17 protein-coding genes are annotated in these 19,817 nt (G+C 33.7%); 10 read left to right on the top strand and 7 right to left on the bottom strand.

Annotated elements, in window-relative coordinates:
- The 4 genes from MKY06_RS30535 to MKY06_RS30520 all read left to right on the top strand — a co-directional run.
- Positions 1-681, top strand: a 681-nt coding sequence (locus tag MKY06_RS30535) for an FtsW/RodA/SpoVE family cell cycle protein (protein WP_340962382.1), incomplete at its 5' end; no start/stop codon positions are given.
- A gap of 412 nt (positions 682-1,093) precedes the next feature.
- Positions 1,094-1,621: an RNA polymerase sigma factor gene (locus tag MKY06_RS30530; protein WP_340962381.1), complete on the top strand. Its 528-nt coding sequence runs from the start codon at positions 1,094-1,096 to the stop codon at positions 1,619-1,621.
- Positions 1,605-2,690, top strand: coding sequence for a DUF4030 domain-containing protein (locus tag MKY06_RS30525; RefSeq protein ID WP_340962380.1), 1,086 nt, complete (start codon positions 1,605-1,607; stop codon positions 2,688-2,690). The genes MKY06_RS30530 and MKY06_RS30525 overlap by 17 nt, the downstream gene beginning before the upstream one ends.
- Before the next feature lie 190 nt (positions 2,691-2,880).
- Complete coding sequence (locus MKY06_RS30520) at positions 2,881-4,050, top strand: FtsW/RodA/SpoVE family cell cycle protein (protein ID WP_340962379.1); 1,170 nt, start codon at positions 2,881-2,883, stop codon at positions 4,048-4,050.
- Between the two features lie 760 nt (positions 4,051-4,810).
- On the opposite strand, the gene fsa is transcribed toward MKY06_RS30520, so the two are convergent.
- Positions 4,811-5,479, bottom strand: a complete 669-nt coding sequence (gene fsa / locus MKY06_RS30515) for a fructose-6-phosphate aldolase (protein ID WP_057274208.1) — start codon at positions 5,477-5,479, stop codon at positions 4,811-4,813.
- 320 nt (positions 5,480-5,799) lie between these two features.
- Between fsa and MKY06_RS30510 the strand changes: the two genes are divergently transcribed.
- Positions 5,800-6,627, top strand: coding sequence for an HAD family hydrolase (locus MKY06_RS30510; protein WP_116327399.1), 828 nt, complete (start codon positions 5,800-5,802; stop codon positions 6,625-6,627).
- Positions 6,628-7,422: 795 nt separating this feature from the next.
- Here the strand turns inward: MKY06_RS30510 and MKY06_RS30505 are convergent.
- From MKY06_RS30505 to MKY06_RS30485, 5 genes are all read right to left on the bottom strand, one after another.
- On the bottom strand, positions 7,423-7,800 hold the full coding sequence (locus MKY06_RS30505; protein WP_340962378.1) for a hypothetical protein: 378 nt from the start codon (positions 7,798-7,800) through the stop codon (positions 7,423-7,425).
- 17 nt (positions 7,801-7,817) lie between these two features.
- Entirely contained in the window at positions 7,818-9,002 is a 1,185-nt protein-coding gene (locus tag MKY06_RS30500; protein WP_340962377.1) for an Alp7A family actin-like protein, read from the bottom strand.
- Positions 9,003-9,596: 594 nt separating this feature from the next.
- Complete coding sequence (locus tag MKY06_RS30495; RefSeq protein WP_258304274.1) at positions 9,597-9,890, bottom strand: hypothetical protein; 294 nt, start codon at positions 9,888-9,890, stop codon at positions 9,597-9,599.
- Positions 9,891-10,423: 533 nt separating this feature from the next.
- Entirely contained in the window at positions 10,424-10,693 is a 270-nt protein-coding gene (locus tag MKY06_RS30490) for a DUF1871 family protein (RefSeq protein WP_340962376.1), read from the bottom strand.
- A 137-nt stretch (positions 10,694-10,830) separates the two neighbouring features.
- Positions 10,831-11,493 (bottom strand): sigma-70 family RNA polymerase sigma factor, encoded by a 663-nt coding sequence (locus tag MKY06_RS30485; RefSeq protein ID WP_340962375.1) that lies wholly within the window; start codon positions 11,491-11,493, stop codon positions 10,831-10,833.
- A gap of 2,711 nt (positions 11,494-14,204) precedes the next feature.
- Between MKY06_RS30485 and MKY06_RS30480 the strand changes: the two genes are divergently transcribed.
- The 5 genes from MKY06_RS30480 to MKY06_RS30460 all read left to right on the top strand — a co-directional run bounded on the left by MKY06_RS30480 (position 14,205) and on the right by MKY06_RS30460 (position 18,915).
- A complete protein-coding gene (locus MKY06_RS30480; RefSeq protein ID WP_340962374.1) occupies positions 14,205-15,488 on the top strand; it encodes a replication protein in 1,284 nt (427 codons plus the stop codon).
- A 107-nt stretch (positions 15,489-15,595) separates the two neighbouring features.
- Positions 15,596-16,363 (top strand): plasmid stabilization protein, encoded by a 768-nt coding sequence (locus MKY06_RS30475; RefSeq protein ID WP_340962373.1) that lies wholly within the window; start codon positions 15,596-15,598, stop codon positions 16,361-16,363.
- Positions 16,364-16,408: 45 nt separating this feature from the next.
- On the top strand, positions 16,409-16,900 hold the full coding sequence (locus tag MKY06_RS30470; RefSeq protein ID WP_340962372.1) for an SMI1/KNR4 family protein: 492 nt from the start codon (positions 16,409-16,411) through the stop codon (positions 16,898-16,900).
- Positions 16,901-17,224: 324 nt separating this feature from the next.
- Positions 17,225-17,842 (top strand): hypothetical protein, encoded by a 618-nt coding sequence (locus MKY06_RS30465; protein WP_340962371.1) that lies wholly within the window; start codon positions 17,225-17,227, stop codon positions 17,840-17,842.
- Between the two features lie 848 nt (positions 17,843-18,690).
- Positions 18,691-18,915, top strand: a complete 225-nt coding sequence (locus tag MKY06_RS30460) for a helix-turn-helix domain-containing protein (RefSeq protein WP_047933701.1) — start codon at positions 18,691-18,693, stop codon at positions 18,913-18,915.
- 32 nt (positions 18,916-18,947) lie between these two features.
- Here MKY06_RS30460 and MKY06_RS30455 read toward each other — a convergent pair whose 3' ends face one another.
- Positions 18,948-19,421, bottom strand: coding sequence for a hypothetical protein (locus MKY06_RS30455; RefSeq protein ID WP_340962370.1), 474 nt, complete (start codon positions 19,419-19,421; stop codon positions 18,948-18,950).
- Positions 19,422-19,817 lie beyond the last annotated feature (396 nt).

The following is a 19,817-nucleotide window of genomic DNA, read 5'->3' as shown; positions in this document are numbered from 1 at the left end:
CTTATTTTAGGAATGGTTGCAGCTATTGTCTTATGTTCTGGTATTTCTAAAAAATCAATGTTAAAGATTGCGATGTTAGGAGTAGTAGGAATAGGAGTTATGCTTTTTGTTTTATTAGTAACTGGCCATATTGCTACAGTCTTTTCTCCAGTACGTATTTCTCGTTTTACAGGATTCTTACATCCATTTGAAAATCAACAAGGCGACGGTTACCAACTTGTTAACTCTTATTTGGCTATAGGAACCGGGGGACTACAAGGATTAGGCCTAGGACAGGGTGTACAAAAAGCTGGTTATTTACCCGAATCTCATACAGATTTTATCATGGCAGTTATTGCAGAGGAATTAGGTTTCTGGGGAGTACTTATTGTCTTGGGCTTATTGTTTTTTATTATTATAAAAGGCCTAAGAATAGCACAAAAGTGTAAAGAACCATTTGGAGCATTATTAGCTATAGGTATTTCAGTTATGATTGGCATTCAAGTGTTTGTTAACCTTGGAGCAGTAACAGGTATCTTACCTATTACTGGTGTAACTTTACCGTTTGTGAGTTATGGTGGATCTTCCCTCACGTTATTAATGTTGTCTATGGGAGTATTAACGAATATCTCTATGTTTAATAGGTTTGAAGAAAAGTATAAGAATGAATTAGTCACACAAAGTAAGTTAAAGAGCGTTTAAATTGAGTAAACAAGGCATCCTATTTCATAAGATGCCTTGTTTACTTTCCTATAAATGGTTTTATGTGAACTACAAGACGAAAAAGCCATCTTTAGGGAAGATAGCTTTTTCTACTGATAAATATTAGGTTGTAAGTTGAGTCCTAAAAGACTTCTCAAGTAGTGTACTCAAAATTTGCATCAGTTATGCAACCTTTACATAGCAATTTTGCAATATCCTATTGCATGAGTGAAAGTTTTTAAAAATTATATTTCTATTTTTATTTTACAAAATAGAAAAGAAAAAATATGAAGATCTTTACTAAAAACTCTCAAATAAGAGAGTTTTTTTATTTTTTTGTATAAAAAACACAACTTTTTTTGAAAAACTCTCGTCTAAGTAACGAATATTGGTTAAAAGGATGGTCAGGATATTGGAAAAGATAAAAAAAGAAGAAATCGAGCGTTGGTATGACGATCATAGCGATGCCATATTAAAATTTATTTTGATGCTGGTGAAAGATTATCAGCAGGCTGAGGATTTGGCCCATGAAACATTCGTAAAAGCTTACCTTTCTTATGAATCCTTTCAGCAAAACTCCAGTGAAAAAACGTGGTTGTTCCGTATCGCGCATAATGTCACCATAGATTATTTTAGAAAACAAAAACCTTTAAGTCTTTTGAAAGATTTTGTTCTTTCAAAAACAGACAACAATCCTCTACCTCAAGAGATGATTGAGCTTAAAGAAACCTCTCTAGAGTTGTATCAGGCTTTGAAAAAGCTCAAAGAAGCCTACAGAAAAGTTATTGTACTACGAAAAGTTCAAGGGTTTTCTGTTAAGGATACAGCTACTATCCTAGGATGGTCCGAAAGTAAAGTAAAGTCTACACAGTTTAGGGCAATTCCTGCTTTGAGAAAGCAGTTAGTAAAGGACGGATATATATATGAAGAAACGGTTTAATTCTTTTATGGATGATAGTTCACTAGAAAAATTAAATGAAGAGTTGGTCTGGAACTCAAATAGAAAACAAAAACAGAAGCAGAGACTTTTAGAAGCCATTGATCAATTAGAGCGATCAGAATCAGTAAAACCTGAAAAGAATATATTTTCCACTAAACGAAATCACCCTCTAAGAAATGTTGTCTATTGTGGTATTGCACTTGTTATTTTAAGTGGGGCATTCGTTAGTTCAGCATTTGTTTCTCCAGCAATGGCTCAGGTCGCTGCTAAGATCCCTTACTTAGGACAACTTTTTAAGCAAGAACCTATATCAGATGTATTGTATAAAGAGCTTGAGAAAGAAGGATATAAAATTGATTCCTTGGGTCAAACGTATGATGGAGGTAAGAAACAGATTGAGATATCTGTAATAGGGTCAGAAAAATACTTTAAGAGCGTAAAAGATGATATTCACAAAATTGTAAGAAATAAGTTAAAATCACGTCATTATGACAGTTACAAAGTCAAGATGACAAGATATGACCCTTCTCAATATGAGTATAAACCGAATCCTAGTCAGGAAAAATACGACAAAATTGATAAAGAGATTAATACTGAATTGAAAGAACATAATTACCATGTGTTATCTACCACTATTGGAGGGTTTGATCAAGATGTAAAAGTGGAATTGGAGGTACCTGATACTGAGAATCATATTAAAGAGGTCAAACAAATAGTTAACAATGTGCTCGCTAAAAATAAAGAAGAAAAGATATCGATCAAAGTATATAAAATAAACCTCAAGAAACGTGAGCAAGAAGGGAAATGGGGAGATATTATTAATGAAGTTGGTGAGGATTTAGTAGGGAAAGAGAAATATCATGTAGAAACAATCGGATATTCTGTTCATGCTGAACCACAACTACTCATCTACACCTCATTAAGTCATTCTGAAAAGAATAAGCAGTTTGCCAATGGACTTGAGGAAGCTATTAAGAAATTTCTTCAAACACAAGAAATGAAGGACAAAATAAAAGGCGAGTCTTATAAAATCATTATTTACGATAACAGAGAGAAAAAGCTAAATTAAATAGACAGGTTAATACCCACAGGAATAGACTCACTATTTCTTTGGGTATTTCTCATTAAGTTGAATCAAACGAATTACGATATATATAAGTATATATAAGTGAATTTTTCTCAAAAATTGAAAACTATTTTAAGTTTGAAGCGTCTAATTATTGATATCAACAAATCTATATAGAAATGGTGTTTTACAGATGGAACGTAAGAAATCAGAAAGCTTTAATTATGGGCTTGCTTTCACCCTTTTGTTATTTTTTATTATTAGTTGTGTCGCTATTTTTAATGCCCAACAAACAGGACAGTACACAACAAACTTCGTCATTAAACAAGTGGAATGGTACGTTGTAGGCGGAGTCATTATTTTCATGATGATGAGGCCTGATGAAGACCAATTGAATCGAATCACATGGTTTTTCTACGGTTTTACTATTTTTATTCTTATCTTGCTAATTATTTCGCCCACAAGTATTGCTCCTCTCAAAAACAATGCGAAAAGTTGGTTTGTGCTTCCTGGAATTGGTTCCATACAGCCATCCGAGTTCATGAAAATCTCCTTAATATTAGCGTTTAGTAAAGTGATTCAACAGCACAATGAAAAATTTAGAGTTAGAGATGTCCAAAGTGATTTGCTGCTGATTGGAAAACTGGGTGCAACCCTTTTTACCCCTATTCTTTTAATTATGCAACAACCTGACTTAGGAACAGCATTAGTTATGATCTTCTTGTTCTTTATGATGGTATTTGTTTCAGGTGTCACGTGGAAATTGATTCTACCTATCTTTGCTTCTATGGGAGTAATGGCTTCGGTCATTTTATACATGGTCTTGAATCATGCAGCCCTCTTGGAGAAGTATCTTCATTTACACCCTTATCAATTTGATCGTATCTATGCATGGTTTGACCCAGAATCATATGCTGGAAGTCTTTCTTATAACTACATGCAGGTTGTAAAGGCCATTGGCTCAGGTTCTATATCTGGACGAGATACCTCCCATTATGCTGTGTATGTTCCGGAAAAACATTCAGATTTCATTTTTAGTGCAATTGGAGAGAACTATGGGTTCATGGGAACAAGTTTGGTTCTCCTTTTGTTTATGGTATTAATTTATCAAATCATAACGGTAGCTTTTCATACAAAAGATAAATATTCTACGTACATTTGTACAGGAATCATATCCGTTATTTTCTTCCATGTTCTTGAGAACGTAGGAATGTGTATAGGTCTTCTACCTATTACAGGCATCCCTTTGCCTTTTATAAGCTATGGGGGCAGTTCTCTTATGAGCAGCATGTGTTTGATAGGGCTTGTTTTAAATATTAGTTTTAGATCAAATGTGTATATTTTCGAACAAAGTGAGAGGTAACTAGAAATGAATCAAGAAGTGAAAAGTAATGAACCAAATATGACGTTTCAAACACGTCTGCATATATTGAAATATGTTTTATTTGTCTCTTTTGGGATTTTGTACATTGGCTTTGTTATGTGGTGTTTGTAGCCTATTAACCTAGCCCAAATATTTTAAGCAAAATAAGTTAAAAAAGTAAGTTCAATTTATAATCGCATAATTAAGTGAACAAAAAATAAACCTTTGCTAATATAAGCAAAGGTTTTTCAAATTTATTGAAAAGGGGGAATACGTTATTAGTCTGGCCAGATTTGTAGATTCATATACATATATCTTTAAAAATAAATGTTGCAATCAAATCTGTTTTCAAGAAGTAACCTTAGTTGTGTTTTATATTTTGGTAAGTAAATATTAAAGTACTTTATATATTATTAAGATTTTAATATTTACTCTAGATGACGACAAATGGATCATTTTTCTACAAGGTATATAATAGATAACACTACTTTTAATAAAATACGTTAACTATTACTTTTATTAATAACTTTAAATTTTATTTATATAAAATCATATTGTAACTTTCATTAGTTATTATGAATAAACTTCTAATCAGATATATCGAAAAAATTTATATTATTATTCTAATTTAGGCAAAGGCAAGAAAAGAGAAGAGAAATAAAAAAGGATGCCCGTAGGCATCCATATGACAAAAAATAAAATATATCTACAATATTATACTCAATCAGCTATTACACTTAATATTAAAATTCAAATTTCTTTAGTTTTTAACAGCTTTTTCCCAATCAGTTGCAAATTTTTCAATTCCTTGTTCTGTTAAAGGATGCTTTACCAATTGCTCGATAACAGAGTATGGAATTGTTGCGATATGAGCACCTGCCATTGCTACACGAGTTACATGGTCTGGATGTCTTACAGATGCAGCAATGATTTGAGAATCGATATTTTGAACACGGAATAATTCTGCAATTCTGGATACTAAGTGTACTCCATCCTCAGAGATATCATCTAATCGTCCTAAAAAAGGAGAAACATAGGTTGCCCCAGCACGAGCAGCTAAAAGAGCTTGATTCACTGTGAAAATAAGTGTTACATTTGTTTTTACACCTTTTTTAGAAAGATAACGAGTAGCTTCTAATCCTGCTAACGTCATAGGAAGTTTAATCGTAATATTTTTATCGCCATCATTAATTTTAATTAATTCTTCAGCTTGAGCAATCATATCTTCAGCTGTAATTGCATCAGGTGTTACCTCTGCTGAAACAGATTCAACTTCTGGCACCATTTGAAGGATTTCTTCAATACGATCTTCAAATCTTACGCCTTCTTTTGCTACTAGAGATGGATTCGTTGTAACGCCAGATAAAACGCCCACTTTGTATGCTTTCTTAATGTCTTCAAGGTTTGCAGTATCAATAAAAAATTTCATGATTTCTTTCCCCCAATAGTTTGAAAGTCAAAATGTACTTTTTCTTTACAATAGAGCTATATGTATGAAATCTATACTTTCCCAGGCTTCAAGATAGCTGACGACCCTCTTTTATACTATCTGAAATTACCACGATTATAAAGTAAAACGCTTTCTGATTCAGTGGTAGCAGATCCCGAAGCAGGGATTAAACGTTTCATACCGAATTTTTATAATTAGAGAAGGTATGATTTAATATAGCTATCCTAGTTATTTTTAAAAATAAGGTAACTTTAGTTCTTACAAAAGACTAAAGAGGAGAAAGGACTTAAGATTAAACAATGAAATGTATTTCAATTGATTTAGATGGTACGTTATTAAACTCTCAACATGAAATATCTGAAGAAAATGTGAAAACCTTAAAAGAATTGCAACAGCAAGGACATAGTATTATTTTGAATACAGGCCGAGCCTATGCAGACGTAATTAAACTGAAGGCGGTACAAAATATGGAAGTTCCTATTTTTTGTATTAATGGTTCTGTTTTATATTCAAAAACAAGAGAATTGCTGTATGAGGCAACTATATCTGTTTCTACATATAAAAATATATTTTCAATTCTAAATAAAATTGGTGTAGGAATTCTTGTATACACTAATTATGGTGGCTTTCCTTCAACTTTGCCTCCATTACATAATAAAAGCAAGGAAGAGCTCGCCACTCTTTTTCAAGAATACAATTACGATGAAATTCTAAATAAAGACAACCTTAAAATCTATAAATTAATTGCTTTGGTACAGTACGAGCAATTAGAAAAAGTCGACGAAGTAAAAAGGGCATTAGCTGATCAATTTAATATTTCGATGGCTTCTTCTTTTCCTAATAACGTAGAAATCACTTCAAACGAAGCGCATAAAGGAAAAGCTATATTGCGTTACCAACAGATGATGAATCTGAATTTTGAAGAGATTTTTGCTTTCGGAGATGGAGGCAACGATCTTGCCCAATTCGAAGTAGCAACTACTTCAGTTGCTATGGGAAATGCTCCCCTAGACATCCAACAAAAAGCTGATTTAATAACCAAAACAAATGATGAAGATGGGTTTGCCTATGCAGTGAACCACCTTTTAAAACTAACAAAAACACAAGATGTCATATCCGTGATATAACGCTAAATTATACTCATTTCTTTTAAAAACCTATACATCCGTACATTCTATAAAAATTCAGTTAAGTCACTCTAAAAGAGTGGCTTTTTTAGAAGGTTTTTAACCTTTAATTTATCAATTGTAGTTAATCAAGTTCAATTGGAAAATATCACTTATTTTGCTAGCATATTCAATAAAATGAAAAGGAATAAGGGCGTTACTTCCTTATAATAGCCTTATCACTGTATCCGTATTTTTCGCTTGTCACGTAAGATTTTATTGCCTCCAACCATCTAAATAGATGTACCTTTTCGAACTATCTATATTAAACAACCTCAATCATAAATTAACTATACACAGTCAAGGGGACTCTGGTGCAGAAGCGTTGAAATGATGTTACTAAAAAGCTACCAGAAAAAATATCCTTTATTTCGCAGTTAAATGTCTATTTATTGCAATTCTGAGTATTTCTCATAATACTGTTTTTAGTGAAGGAGTTGGGGGGATTGAAAAAAATCATATACTGGATTATTTTTATTTTTTTGATTGTAGCTTATGTGACGGACATAGAAAACATTGACTTAAAGGATTTATTCTCTTTATCACACGAAAATACTACATCCTATGATAAATAAAGGAACTTGCCAAAATAGTAGCAGGTTTAAGCTTGCTTTTGCTGCATAAATGTTTCATAGCTAGAAAAATATTTATATAAATGGTTTATATACTACCTAAGATGAATGAATCACCACCTTATGAGTGTAGTGATATGTAAAACAGAAAAAACCACTAGGATGGATTCTAGTGGTTTACTGTTTAAAAATCGTTATATTCTTCTAAGTCGTCATCGTCTAATGAGCCAGATATATTTTCTAAATCTGCAATCTTTCCTTCTTTCAGTTGGGGAACCTTTGAAGTCTCTTCTTCTTTGAAGGAATGGTTTCCTACAAAACTTGTCGTTTTTGCTAATGCCTTTAAATCAGCTAATTCATTCTTGATATGTTCAAACATTTCGTAGGTTTTTTTGTCTTCAATTGCTTTTCTTCCTGTAGATGAATCATCTAGATCACGCAGAATTAAAGATGAAATATAATCCCCTAACTTGCGGGATTTTGCATATTTAGCTAGTTTATTATACACTTCATCACTCAATCGATTTGTCTTAATCGTAAACGCATTTTGACGCTCTGACATCCCCATCACCTACGTTGTTAGGATTTAACGGCTTTCTTCTCTGCTGCTTGCTTCTTTTGAACGTAACCAATACTACGAATCTCTAAGCCAAATAAATTTAAATGGCGGCTATCTTGGGGAACCTTATGATACTTCTCCGTACGTTCTTCTCCAATTTTGTCACGCATACTATTCATGATAGCGACTTCTAAAGTAGGAGCTACCCCGCCGCAGTATACATACTTACGCAGTTTATTTGCTGGTGGTGGTGCGACATCATTTAATTTAGCCAATAAGACTTCCACATATTCTCGTAGTGAAGATTTGATTGTGCTTGTTAAATCAATGGATTCGCCTGTATTCTCGTTTTTCAATACAAACTTTTGCTTACTGTAGTTATCAAGAATAAATTGATCAAAGGCACGTAAGTCCGTAAACAATTCTAGGAATTTCTCTTTGCGCAATTTATCAATATGCGCTAAATACGGAATTCCTTCAATGCTCTGGAACGATTCACGGCTATTGGCAGCCTTCAACCCTTCAGGTAGAATAACCACATCAATGGAACCTCCACCAATATCCACCATGACCGTTTCACATTCTACATACTCATTCGCATCTTCACGATCTTGAAGTGTTAAGTCTTTTTTTAACGCAAAACGTGCACTTTCTCCCTCTTTTAAGCATGCACTTTCTTCTACTACTACCTTTAAGGTATTTTCAAATCCAGGTGTATGCACAGTAAACGAATGGTCGCCTAAAAAGCGATTAGCCATGGCTTTTTGAGCTGCCCCAAATGTGCTCTCTTTCTTAAGTAGCCAGATTGGTAACATCGTAGAAAAATAGTCAATTTCAATTGTATTGTCTTTTTTATTTTTCGCATGTAACGCATGGTAATACGCAATGGCAGCTAAAAAAGTGATGTATGGAATATGACTTGTAATTTTATTATGTAATTTATTAATGTGATTATTAGCTAGCAATTGACTAGCTGCAATGTCACCTACTAAGAAATAACGCTCTTTCTCTTCGCCCTCAATGGTTGTAGAAAGTAAAATGCGCTTCTTAAATTCTTCTGGAGCTGTAACCGCATCTGTGAAAAAGGAGTCGGCTGCTTCTTTTTGAAGTTCAACTACATTCGTTGGAAAATCAAATAGATATCCATCCATAATGTTCATATCAACAGAGTTACCGCAGTCTTTATTAAAACGTGAAATTTTCATTTATAAACACCTCATCTTTTAAGTTGAACTTATATTCAACTTATTGTACTTGATATAGGATAAATATTCAATATGTGGGAGCAACTAAGTTATCTACAAAACATTACATCTATCAACAATTATTCAAATTAAGTAGAACTTGTATCTATAAACAATATTCAGACTCAATACCTTATGTACCTTACTTTATAGCTTCAACATAAAAAGAGCCTGCATCAAAAATGACGCAGGCTCCCCTCTCTTGCTAAAAATAATTCTCATGTTCATTTGCCCATGTGAGGCCCTTTCGTTACGTATAACGGTTCATAACGAGAGGACCATTCGTTAAATCACAATACCTACTTGTCAATTGGGGTAATACATTTGCTGAAGTCGCTGTTACGTCTTTCAAAACCGAACCAGTCCCTTCATTAAGCTAAGTATTTAACCTTTCACAGTATTCAATTCTACATGATATTGATACTGTACTATATGTGTACCACGCCTTTTAGAATTAAAACATACCATATTTTATTCTAAAAGGTGTGGTTGTACTTTTATAATGAAACTGTTTGTTTTTCATCAAAATAAATAGTAGTTAAAGAATTTTATCATTCAGTTAATGATATAGATTCTCCATATGTTCTTCTTTTTGCGCTCTATAAAATGACTCCATCTTTCTCCCTGGCTGATATAATCATTAAACGTAGCATTTTTCACTACAGTATAACCTCCACATTCATCTGCCAATTGTTTAGCAGACTCTTCATCAATGGGAAATGCTAACGATTCATCATTTGTGAATTCGTAACTGGATACCTCTTTCTTTTTTACGTTCTTATACGAATGATATACGTAATATAGCTTACCTAATTTCATAAAATAGTATGGATACTCTCTGTTAGGCAACTTACTCCCCTCCATTTCTGCATCCTTCAATCGCTTTCTAAACCATTATTAGTATCTTATTTGGACTTAAAAAGGTAAAACCCTGCTAAAAGCCACTCTTCAGGTAACATAATAAACTTTTTCGTAAAAATAAAAAAGCTATCTCAAAACAGGGAATGAGATAGCTTTTTGCTAGGGTTCACACGTATAACAAATAATGAATTGACAAGTGCAGACTAATAATAGCACATTTTTACCATAAATTCTATATTTTTATGTACAAGTATATGTATATATTGCAGACTTTTTGTACGTTATCCTCTCAACTGGTAAACGAGAAAATCGAGTCATGTCAAGGATATGTAAGAATTGCATATCCAATAAAAAAACCCTTCAGAGAACTCTTATTCTATAAGAGTTCTTTCGTTTGCTTTGTTTCAGAGAGAGTGATTATGGTAACTAAGGGTGTATATCATAACCCGTCTCGCCAGTGGTGCTTAGGGTGAAGAATCTTTTCATTTCAAGCACCTATCTAACTACAGGCGTAAGTTTATCTATTCTCTTATCTGCTCCCAGATTTGCTTCGCAATTCCTATACACTCTTCTTTTGTTAACGTACTATTAAATGACTGATTTAATATTTCTGTTATCCCAATCGCCAGACTCTCAACGTTTGGTACTTTGTATACCATAGGAAGAATCCATGTAGCTTCATATTCATATTCCTCGGAAGCATGCAAAGAGAGGGGATTCCATGTATAGATAATTGATTGGATCGTCTCTTTTACATCATTAAACCTTGTACTCCATTGTTGTCCTTTCATTCCCATCACCTTCTATTAGCTTACTCATCGTTATCCTTATTATAAATAAAAGAATATATAAAAGAAAAAAGTAGTATCTATGCAATAATGTTGTATGAATTTAGAACGAATAGCTCATAGAAACTTATCCACGTCTGTCAAGATGATTGCTGTAAATATAGGTACTGCATTTGATACTTCATTTTTTTCTTAATTCGGTAAAGCGCATTATCTACTGTTTTTTGAGGAAGATGTAGGTTTTGAGAGATTTGCATATACGTTTGCCCCTTCAAATATAGAGCCAATACATCTTTTTCAATAGGTGACAGTATTTCCTGTAACATTTGTTCCCTTTCTATTTTATTCTCCTTTTCTACGGTAGCTTGTTCGGGGCTTACAGCACGTGGGTGAGGAAGCATCTCCATAAGAATCAAATCATCTTCCAATCGCTTTGAATTCCTAGGTATGTTTAAAGAGAGGGCATTATTTAAAGGGGAATGTTTTTGACGGGCGCTTGCTTTTATAGCTGTGATGAGTTGACGTGTAATGCATAGATCAGCAAATCCCCTAAATGAATTCTTCCCCTCTGTTTTAAAATCGCGCGCAGCTTTGTATAACCCTAACCTCGCTTCTTGTAAAAGATCTTCTTTATCCCCTCCTAATAGAAAGTAACTTTTTATTTTCAAACATAACAAATACTCATATTTCCTTACGAGTACATTGAAAACGTCTTCGTCACCTTTTTGAAACGCTTGAACAATCTCTTCATCATTTAGGTCCTTCTTTTCTTCTCTTATTTCTACACCTGCTACCATGTTCATCTGCGTTCCTCCTCCGGTCTTATGCTTTCTATGTACTTTACATTATAAAAAAGAAAAGGTATAAAAAATGTCGAAAAAACAAAGAGTAGAAAGAATATTTAAGAAGAAAGAAGAGAGACATTACATAAAACTTTATATTATATATATGACCTGTATAATAAGGACGACTTTTAATCTTATTTACGACTTAAAAAAATCCAACAGACGTTTTCCCCATGTTTTACCCGTTGCTACTGGATCAAATACTTCAATATAGCCATTGTGAAAATAAGCAAGTTTGTTGTAGTACTTATTGATAATAATCAAATTTTGATTACCTGGTTTTCCTGCTGCTTCTTCCCCCTTCTATCTTCCGAGTATGAAAAAAGAAGATTCTTTCGCCTTCAAACTTTTGCTTTTTTTTACGTTCCATTTCTTGTGCTGCATTCCTTTTTCCGTAGAATGTGCTCCAATATTCCGTGCAAAAAATTTCGTGAATCCATTTTATAATTTCTCTTTTCTCCCTTTGTCATAATCCTTTATCTCTCTTAGTACATCCCTCCTTTTTAAGCTGACTTTTAAAAATTCTCAAGAAGAAATGTTCTTTTCTTTCGCAATTTCATTTATTTTTTTAACGGCAATCAGATCGATATTTTGTAAAAACATATCCATGACATTCGTTCCTATCCTGTAAATTGTGGTTCCCCACTACAAAAGAGAGAAGAGCATAAGGGGTTTTTGCTATCACATAGGGTGATAGGCTAGGCAAAGCCTAGCGAAATCGTGATATCAAAGAAAAGCTCTTCATGTCCCTTTTACGTCCCTTTTTTAGCATTTTACACCATTTTTCAGGGATTGTTTTTTCCTTTAAATTCCACATTTTTACCCTTAGTCCCTTTTGCGTCCCCTTTCTTTTTTCACTTCATGACTAAATTCCGTTCTTTTTCGTTCAACTTTTTCAGCTTTTCTTGCAAATTTTCTTGTTTATCTTCATAGAGTCGAATGCTTATATTACTGGATTGAATCGCATCTTTTTTTATCGCGATTTTTGATTCTGCATTGGCTTTCCCATAGTTTTTTATTTTCTTTTTTCACAAAATCTTTTTCTAACTCATGTGAACATAAAAAAATTAATATCAATGTCCTGTGAACCTGCATTTTTTAGAAGAGTCACCTTTTATAGAATAAAAACTGATTCATAAGTGATAAAAAAGCACGCGTAAATCGCTTGTATTGTAAGCAAAAACAAATGGACGTTTTGATCATGAACGTGTGAACAAAAATAAAAAAAGATCGCTTACTTCTGTCTTATCTTTTCAAAAAACAATTCAAAATGAAGTGACCCTCGAGGGGACATTTATCAATTATGAAGGGTCGGTGAAGGGGTTCCTGAAACAGATGTTGCAATCACTGAAGGTGCGGTGAAGGGACTGTTCTTTAATTCGAGGGTGCGCTGAGGGGGTTCTTGCAAGCATTTCTTTGTACCCAAGGTTTTGTTAGGCTCTGCCTAACCCCACACAGCCTGTGGGGGCAAAAACCCCTTATGCTCTTCTCTCTATTTTTAAAAGAGCACCACTATTTTGAGAAGTTCGAATAAAATATGGAACTTAAAATAAGAAATGCTGATGCTATTGTTGTAAAAAAATTTGATGAGTGGATAAAGAAACATGGTCAATCATGACAGCGATTTTCAAAGAATTAGGTTCACACATGAGCTATTTTAATCAACAATTCGACCGAGAAGGACCTCTTAAAAATTTAATTAAAGTCCAAAGTAAGACGATGGAACGTTGTGTAATTTCTATGAGAAGCTTAAATGATATGTTAAAAGAAGTGATGAGGAATTATGGGGATGATGAATAGAAAGGCCGGATGGATTTCACTCGATATAGTCACATATTAATACATTCAAGATTACATGCTAAAAACAAAATTAGATATTCTGGTGACGCTATATCTGACATTTGTAATCAATTCAAATATAAACAAAAAAAGAATGGAACTGCACTAATTTTCTCATAAATAAGCTCACCTCTTGGGGCTCCTAATTTTCCAATAGGACCATTTTCTCCTCACATATTAATAAAAAAAGCAGCTTCTATATTTATAAGTAGAGGCTGCCTTTATCATACTTTTGAAATTTTGCATAGTGTCATTTTTTATAGTCCCTTCTCAGAAAAAGTACTATAAAAAATGGCACTACCCAGAATGCCCATTTACCCTTAACATTGAAATTGTACTAATTCACTAAATTATCAATATTATTAAAAACCTAAAATTATAACATACTTTACAGAACTTGAGGAGGGGAAACTTTTTTCCCCTCCCCTACTCTTAAAAACTCATATATGATAAAGGTGATTCCTACAGCAATATAGGATCACTCGTAGCTAAATATACTTGTTTTGATATATTTTGCTAATTTTTATTGAATTATAAGACTACTTAACGCTATAATAAAACTAACAAAAACGTGCGGATAGAAAAAAGACTCCAACTGTTTAAGTAGTGTAAGCGCACTCTTAAACCGTTCCTCCTAGTTACGGTAGGAAAAACACTTGTCGAAGTCTCTTGTTAATAGAGTTAGTTTTTATAAAATAAACTTTATGGGTTTATTTTATATGAAATTGACATCTATTTCAAGGGCTTAGTTCATCAAAATCACGGCATTGTTTTCCTTTCTTCAGGGAGACAGTGTCTTTTTTGTGTTCCTTAAAGGAGAAGATGAACAAATGACAAAGCTTTTTACCTGCTATTTAGAAGATGTAAATACCTTCAATGGACGATTCAAATGGTTATGGAAAGAAAGACCGACCCTTCGTAAAAAGAAAGAAGCGTTTTTAGAAACACTTCGTACTCATTTTAAACAACAACAATTGGCCTTACATAAAGTATTCCCTAAAAAACGGATGGAAATGTTAGATTACGTGATTTATAACCTTGTGGCTACAGGTATTCAAGCCATTCAATCAAAAACACTTATGCAGAAATTTGATGTATCTCAAAGTACCGTTTCTCGCTTTGTAAAATCATTAAAGGAAACGCCTTTTATGATCGTGGCACGTTATATCAAAGAAGATACAACAGGTGCTCATCCTGATAGCTATGTATTTATCCTTAAAAGCCATACAAATTTTGATCAAATTTGTGAGGAAATCTTTTTTGACCATGACACAACAGGTATCCAAACGCTTCAAAAAGAAGAAATGACAACTCCTGTGACAACTCCTGTGACAAGTCCAGAACGTGCTGAAAACGTTGATACACCAAGATTTGAGGACGAAAAAACATCGTCCCCCTTTATTAACCTTGATTTACCTAAAAATCATTTAAATAATCATTTAATATCTGCTTCTCAGTCATTTGCTTATATCAAAGGTGTGCCTAAAAAAGTAAATAATGTGTATGCAGGCAAGTATGGTCATCAACTAAAAGATTTTTATGCGCGTATTCAAAATGCAGCTAAAGCAGTAAAACGAGATACACAGATTGAGATTATAAAAGAACAAGTACATGAAGTCGCTTATACAGCGATTGTAGGCTTAGATAAATATGTCCATGAGGCAAACCATAAGGGTACTACCCTATCCCTGGATGACATGTGCCGTCTTGTTTATCAAATTGCTTACAATCAATTTACCAATCTACTAAAAGGGAATACAGAAGAACAAGCATCTAAGTCAGACATACATACTGAAGCTAAGACAGCCTTATTTACGCCTAAACATATCATCCGTAAGGAATTGGTTCCTGCTTGGTTACAAGCTGAACAGGAGCAAAATGAGTGTACACAAGAAGAAACTATTTCTTTGGATCAACAGCTTGAAATGATTCAGTTAAAGCAAGATTTAGGGCAAGAACTAACGCCAGAAGAAGAAAACTTACTCAAAGAGCACAGTACTACGTACAGTTCGTTAGAAATGGCGCAGCTAAAACAGGATCTAGGACAAGCTTTAACACCTGAAGAACAGGCTTTATTACACGAACATGCCCAATTACAGGACACCGTTTCGTAATCAAAAAGTGAAGAAATCCCTTGGAAGCTGCTGTTTACTAAGAGTATTATTATTTAGAACATGTTTCTAAATAACTAATATATAAATCTATGTAGGAGGAGATCACTATGCCACATAAAATGACCTTAACAGGTTCTGCCACAGGACCATTACGAGAATATGATCGCTACGTTGCCTTTGATATGCGTGAAAAAGGTTCACCTTCTGCGCCGAAAGGTCTGAAAAAGAGCACCTTTATTTCGTATACCGTGTTTGTTGCCAAGAAAGCCTTCAATAAAACCGGACTGACAAAAAAGAGTATTATGCATGAAAAGATCTTAGTTCAAGGGGAACCAACGTTAGATATTCCCATTGACGAGTGCCCTGGAGAAATTGGTATCATCTGCTTTCAAATCACCGTTCTCCCGAATAAAAACGATAAAAAAGCCAATGAGTCAAACGATAAAAAAGAAGCGAAACAAGAGGTTTCTAAGGCACACCAAGAGGTTGCAGCTACCAAGCAGGAGGAAAAGCAAGATTCCGTCTCTCAGCCTGTAGCAACAGAAACGAAAACTATACAGCCAGAAGCGAAAGAAGCGCCCGTACAAGAGAAAAAGGCTGCGCCCCAAAAGAAGCAGTTGCCGACTCAACCAAAAGGGACACAGGATGTTGTGAACTTTGACGAGATAACCGTTCCTGAAGCCTTCTTAAAGACACGTCCAAACCCTGTGAAAACAGAAGAAGTCGTTGAATTTGTGAAGCGTACAGGACACCTTGACAAGCCTTTAACGATTGAGAAAGAATCGAAGATATTGAAAGATGGCTATCGTCGTTATATTGTGGCCAAAACCGTTAAAATGGACAAAGTTCCTGTTGTCTATGAATATCAAAAGTAGTTAATTGCTTTTATATGATTATTTATTACAAGTGAGGGTTGAAGCATGAGCATTGTTAAGGAAAGTATTGTAAGTCCATCATCAAATGATAAGGACATTACGAAACTTGAAGGTTATTTTCGTGTCCAATTTCCAAACGAATATAAGGAATTCTTGAAAAACTATAATAGCTGTGAAATTTCAGATTCAACACCATTAACGGCACTCAATAAGAGATGTCAAATTCATCGTTTTTTAGGTATTATTAAAGATTTCTGTGAGCATCCATATGGAGAATATGATATAGATTGCTGTGAAACCTCTCTTGGAGAACAAGGGCGGAATTTTTATAGTGAAGATATTATCGGCTCTGAATTAATTCCTATTGCAAGATTGGCATGGGGAGATTATTTGTGCTTGAACTTTCATTACGATAAAAACAATCCTTCTGTCGATTTCTTAGATTACGAAGAATCATATGAATGTGATCCAGTTACTTCAAAAATTGCTGATAATTTTAAAGAATTTATAAAAATTCTAATACCTAAAAATCAATAAATGTAATAATTCTTTTTCTATTATAAAAAATTACGGTTTACATTATCGTTCCGTAAACGTACAGGTTCACCCTGATATTATGGGAATAAAGCTATTCTCAAAGGAAAAGACATACCTATCAAATGAGCGTATTGTCTCTCCTCTTTTACATTCCAAAATTTAAGAGAAATTTTTGAGACCTATTGTTAAGTTTATAATAGGTCTTTTTTTTATTATCAACAAACTAAAATACTACTCTATATAGTTGTTATTTTGTTATGATAGAAAGGATTGTACTGCTGCTATAGCGAATCAAACAACAAGTGAAACCAAAGGAGGGTCGCTATGTCGAGTGAAGATAATTATTCAAAAGTGTATTATTCACCAAGCGATTTGACTGCTATGCTAGCTATAAAAGAATCTACTTTACGAAAGTATGCATATCAGCTTGAAAGAGCCGGATGGAGTTTTGGTAAAAACGATCAAGGTCATAGACAATATAGTGATAAAGACATTATGGCGATTCGAAGATTAATTAGTGCTAAAGTTAACACTAGCATGACGCTAGAACAAGCTGCAAACGAACTCGTACCAATACTTAAAGGAGAAGGTATAGCAGTACCCGTTACAGCAAATCAAACACAAAATGACCATCATAATGGTGATATGGCAGCGTTGTCCAAACGTATAGATGAACAAACAGAACTTATTAACAAACAGACTGAGTTCATTAAGTTATTATCAGAACGTCTTGAAGAACGTGATACATATATACAAAAGAAATTTGAAGAACAGGATAAAAGGTTAATGGATCGCGATAATCGGCTTATGGAAGGTATAAGAATGCTTCAAGAGCAACGGGAAGAACAGAATGAATCCATGAAACTTATCGCAGCTGCTACAGACAAATTAGAAGAGCAAAAGAAACAAGGTTTTATCGCTCGTTTGTTTGGGAGAACATAAGGGAACGGTAAAACCTCTTTTGTTACTTGCATAGGGAAATATAAAATCTAAAATACGTTTCATAAACCCTTTTTAAATCTCAGAGGCAATCTGAGGTTTTTTGTTTTTTTATACTAGCACACTCTTCTTTTTTACGTTATAGCGTTTAAAAGGGTATTTTATGATGAAAATTACTCGTTATAGCGATGTGTCGGTTAATGAAGTTTGTTAAAATAACATTTAATGATAATTTGTATCGCAACCCGTTACAACCACTATAGCGTTATATATATAGCATAACGATGATATATCACCGTTTTAGTTGACCTTTAGTTCAACATAAATTAGATTAAACAAAGACTTTGGTATTGTTAGTTAAACCCATTAATCTATTAAGTTCACTTATTCGATATCAAAATGTGCTTCTTATAAATCAAGTTTAACTTACTGTTCGTTAGGTTCAACTTGATTTTTCAATCATATTTTTGTGTATATTTGGTATGATTACTTGGAATAGATATAAAAAAACAAAAAAAATATTCTAATATAAAGATAGCTTTTTAATCATTTTTATCATTGTAAAGAAGATGATTCTCCTTTAAGTAGGATTTTCTATTTTTTAAGTAGTTAAAAATCATAACATACCCACAACAAAGACCGCCCATTATGTATTAGTTTATAAGGCGGTCTTAACTGTATTCATGCTATATGATTATTCCAAAAATATCGACAAGATACATAAATTGGCTTAATTTCTTCTATTCTATTCAAAATTTGCCTCTTTATGCCCACTTTTCGCTTCACCTAGATGAAAGCAGGTTAAAGTAGGTGAAAATTGGACAGGATAATAGAAAAGGAGTGATGTAGAAATGTTACCATGGAATAATCCAAAACGTAGCAAATTCGGCAAGTGGCTCGACAGAGAAGGTATTGAGCAAACAGAGTTTGCAGAACGGGCAAAGGTTTCACGTAATACCGTTTGGCGCTTGTGTAATAAGAAAGATTACATACCGACACCTAAAATACTAAAAAAAATCATAGATACAGTGAAAAAAATTGATAAAAACAAAGATATCAACGACTTTTTTAATTAAAAAGCCCCATGTTATTTAGTTATAACATGGGGTTATGGTTTGCTTGAAAAAGTACGCTGCGTTCCAATGATGCTATTTAAGAGCTGTTCAATATGTAGGAGATTTCGGATGCCATCTTTGTTGGAAGATAAAGAAATCATGTCTTCTTCTCCAACCTTTGAAACGGTATTCAAGTTAAGTACGTTCTCCACGTAAGTTGCAGTCGCTTCATGCACTTCTCCGTGAATGGTAAATTGAAAGGTAATGACTCCGTTTTTTTCTTTTTTAAAACCCTTTAAATTGGCGATATCACTTTCTTTTAAACTAGGACCATCTAAGGTATCTATCCAGCTCTTTTCTTCTTCTGAGGGTTCACTAAGGATAGAAAGAACATCTTCATAAATACGAATCGCAAGCTCAATCTGCGCAACTATCTCAGGATCATCAAAGTAATCGTTACTGATTGCTTCTAATTGACGTTCCAACGCCTCTTTTTTAGCCTCAATAACCTGTATTTTATCTTGCATAACCAATTTCCTCCATCAGCTAAATAAACACGAAAAAAAGCCTTTTTTATGCGTTTTTTATTGCTTTTCTAGTTTAAGAATACGTTGTTTTAGCAGTTTGCACAATCGTTTGATGTGGTTTTATAAAGAATGGCTCTATTTTTCAAATTAGAAACCACTTAACGATTCATTTTGCTGTTCATGTGCGTTACTTCGTAAAATGTTTATTTTTTCGTATTTAGTGTATAGCATTTTTCAAAAAGGTGCATCCGGTCGCCCCATTCGCCTCTTCGGCTCAGCTCCCTTACAGGTTCCACAAAGGGCTTCACTACGCGTATCCAGCTTGTATTAACGCGGTAGCGATACTGAACCAGATACTGATTAGGCAACGAAGTCGTGATTCTTTAGATACTATGT

The organism is Priestia sp. FSL P4-0332 (assembly GCF_038005845.1).
GTDB lineage: Bacteria > Bacillota > Bacilli > Bacillales > Bacillaceae_H > Priestia.
This window is presented reverse-complemented; position numbering and strand designations above follow the sequence as displayed.

What these genes read in the sequence shown, in the direction of transcription:
- MKY06_RS30500 (WP_340962377.1), bottom strand. Translation starts at nt 9,002, where the DNA reads ATGAAAATTTCACGTTTTAATAAAGACTGCGGTAACTCTGTTGATATG.
- fsa (WP_057274208.1), bottom strand. Translation starts at nt 5,479, where the DNA reads ATGAAATTTTTTATTGATACTGCAAACCTTGAAGACATTAAGAAAGCA.
- MKY06_RS30480 (WP_340962374.1), top strand. Translation starts at nt 14,205, where the DNA reads ATGACAAAGCTTTTTACCTGCTATTTAGAAGATGTAAATACCTTCAAT.
- MKY06_RS30485 (WP_340962375.1), bottom strand. Translation starts at nt 11,493, where the DNA reads ATGAACATGGTAGCAGGTGTAGAAATAAGAGAAGAAAAGAAGGACCTA.
- MKY06_RS30470 (WP_340962372.1), top strand. Translation starts at nt 16,409, where the DNA reads ATGAGCATTGTTAAGGAAAGTATTGTAAGTCCATCATCAAATGATAAG.
- MKY06_RS30475 (WP_340962373.1), top strand. Translation starts at nt 15,596, where the DNA reads ATGCCACATAAAATGACCTTAACAGGTTCTGCCACAGGACCATTACGA.
- MKY06_RS30510 (WP_116327399.1), top strand. Translation starts at nt 5,800, where the DNA reads ATGAAATGTATTTCAATTGATTTAGATGGTACGTTATTAAACTCTCAA.
- MKY06_RS30460 (WP_047933701.1), top strand. Translation starts at nt 18,691, where the DNA reads ATGTTACCATGGAATAATCCAAAACGTAGCAAATTCGGCAAGTGGCTC.
- MKY06_RS30490 (WP_340962376.1), bottom strand. Translation starts at nt 10,693, where the DNA reads ATGAAAGGACAACAATGGAGTACAAGGTTTAATGATGTAAAAGAGACG.
- MKY06_RS30520 (WP_340962379.1), top strand. Translation starts at nt 2,881, where the DNA reads ATGGAACGTAAGAAATCAGAAAGCTTTAATTATGGGCTTGCTTTCACC.
- MKY06_RS30465 (WP_340962371.1), top strand. Translation starts at nt 17,225, where the DNA reads ATGTCGAGTGAAGATAATTATTCAAAAGTGTATTATTCACCAAGCGAT.
- MKY06_RS30505 (WP_340962378.1), bottom strand. Translation starts at nt 7,800, where the DNA reads ATGTCAGAGCGTCAAAATGCGTTTACGATTAAGACAAATCGATTGAGT.
- MKY06_RS30455 (WP_340962370.1), bottom strand. Translation starts at nt 19,421, where the DNA reads ATGCAAGATAAAATACAGGTTATTGAGGCTAAAAAAGAGGCGTTGGAA.
- MKY06_RS30525 (WP_340962380.1), top strand. Translation starts at nt 1,605, where the DNA reads ATGAAGAAACGGTTTAATTCTTTTATGGATGATAGTTCACTAGAAAAA.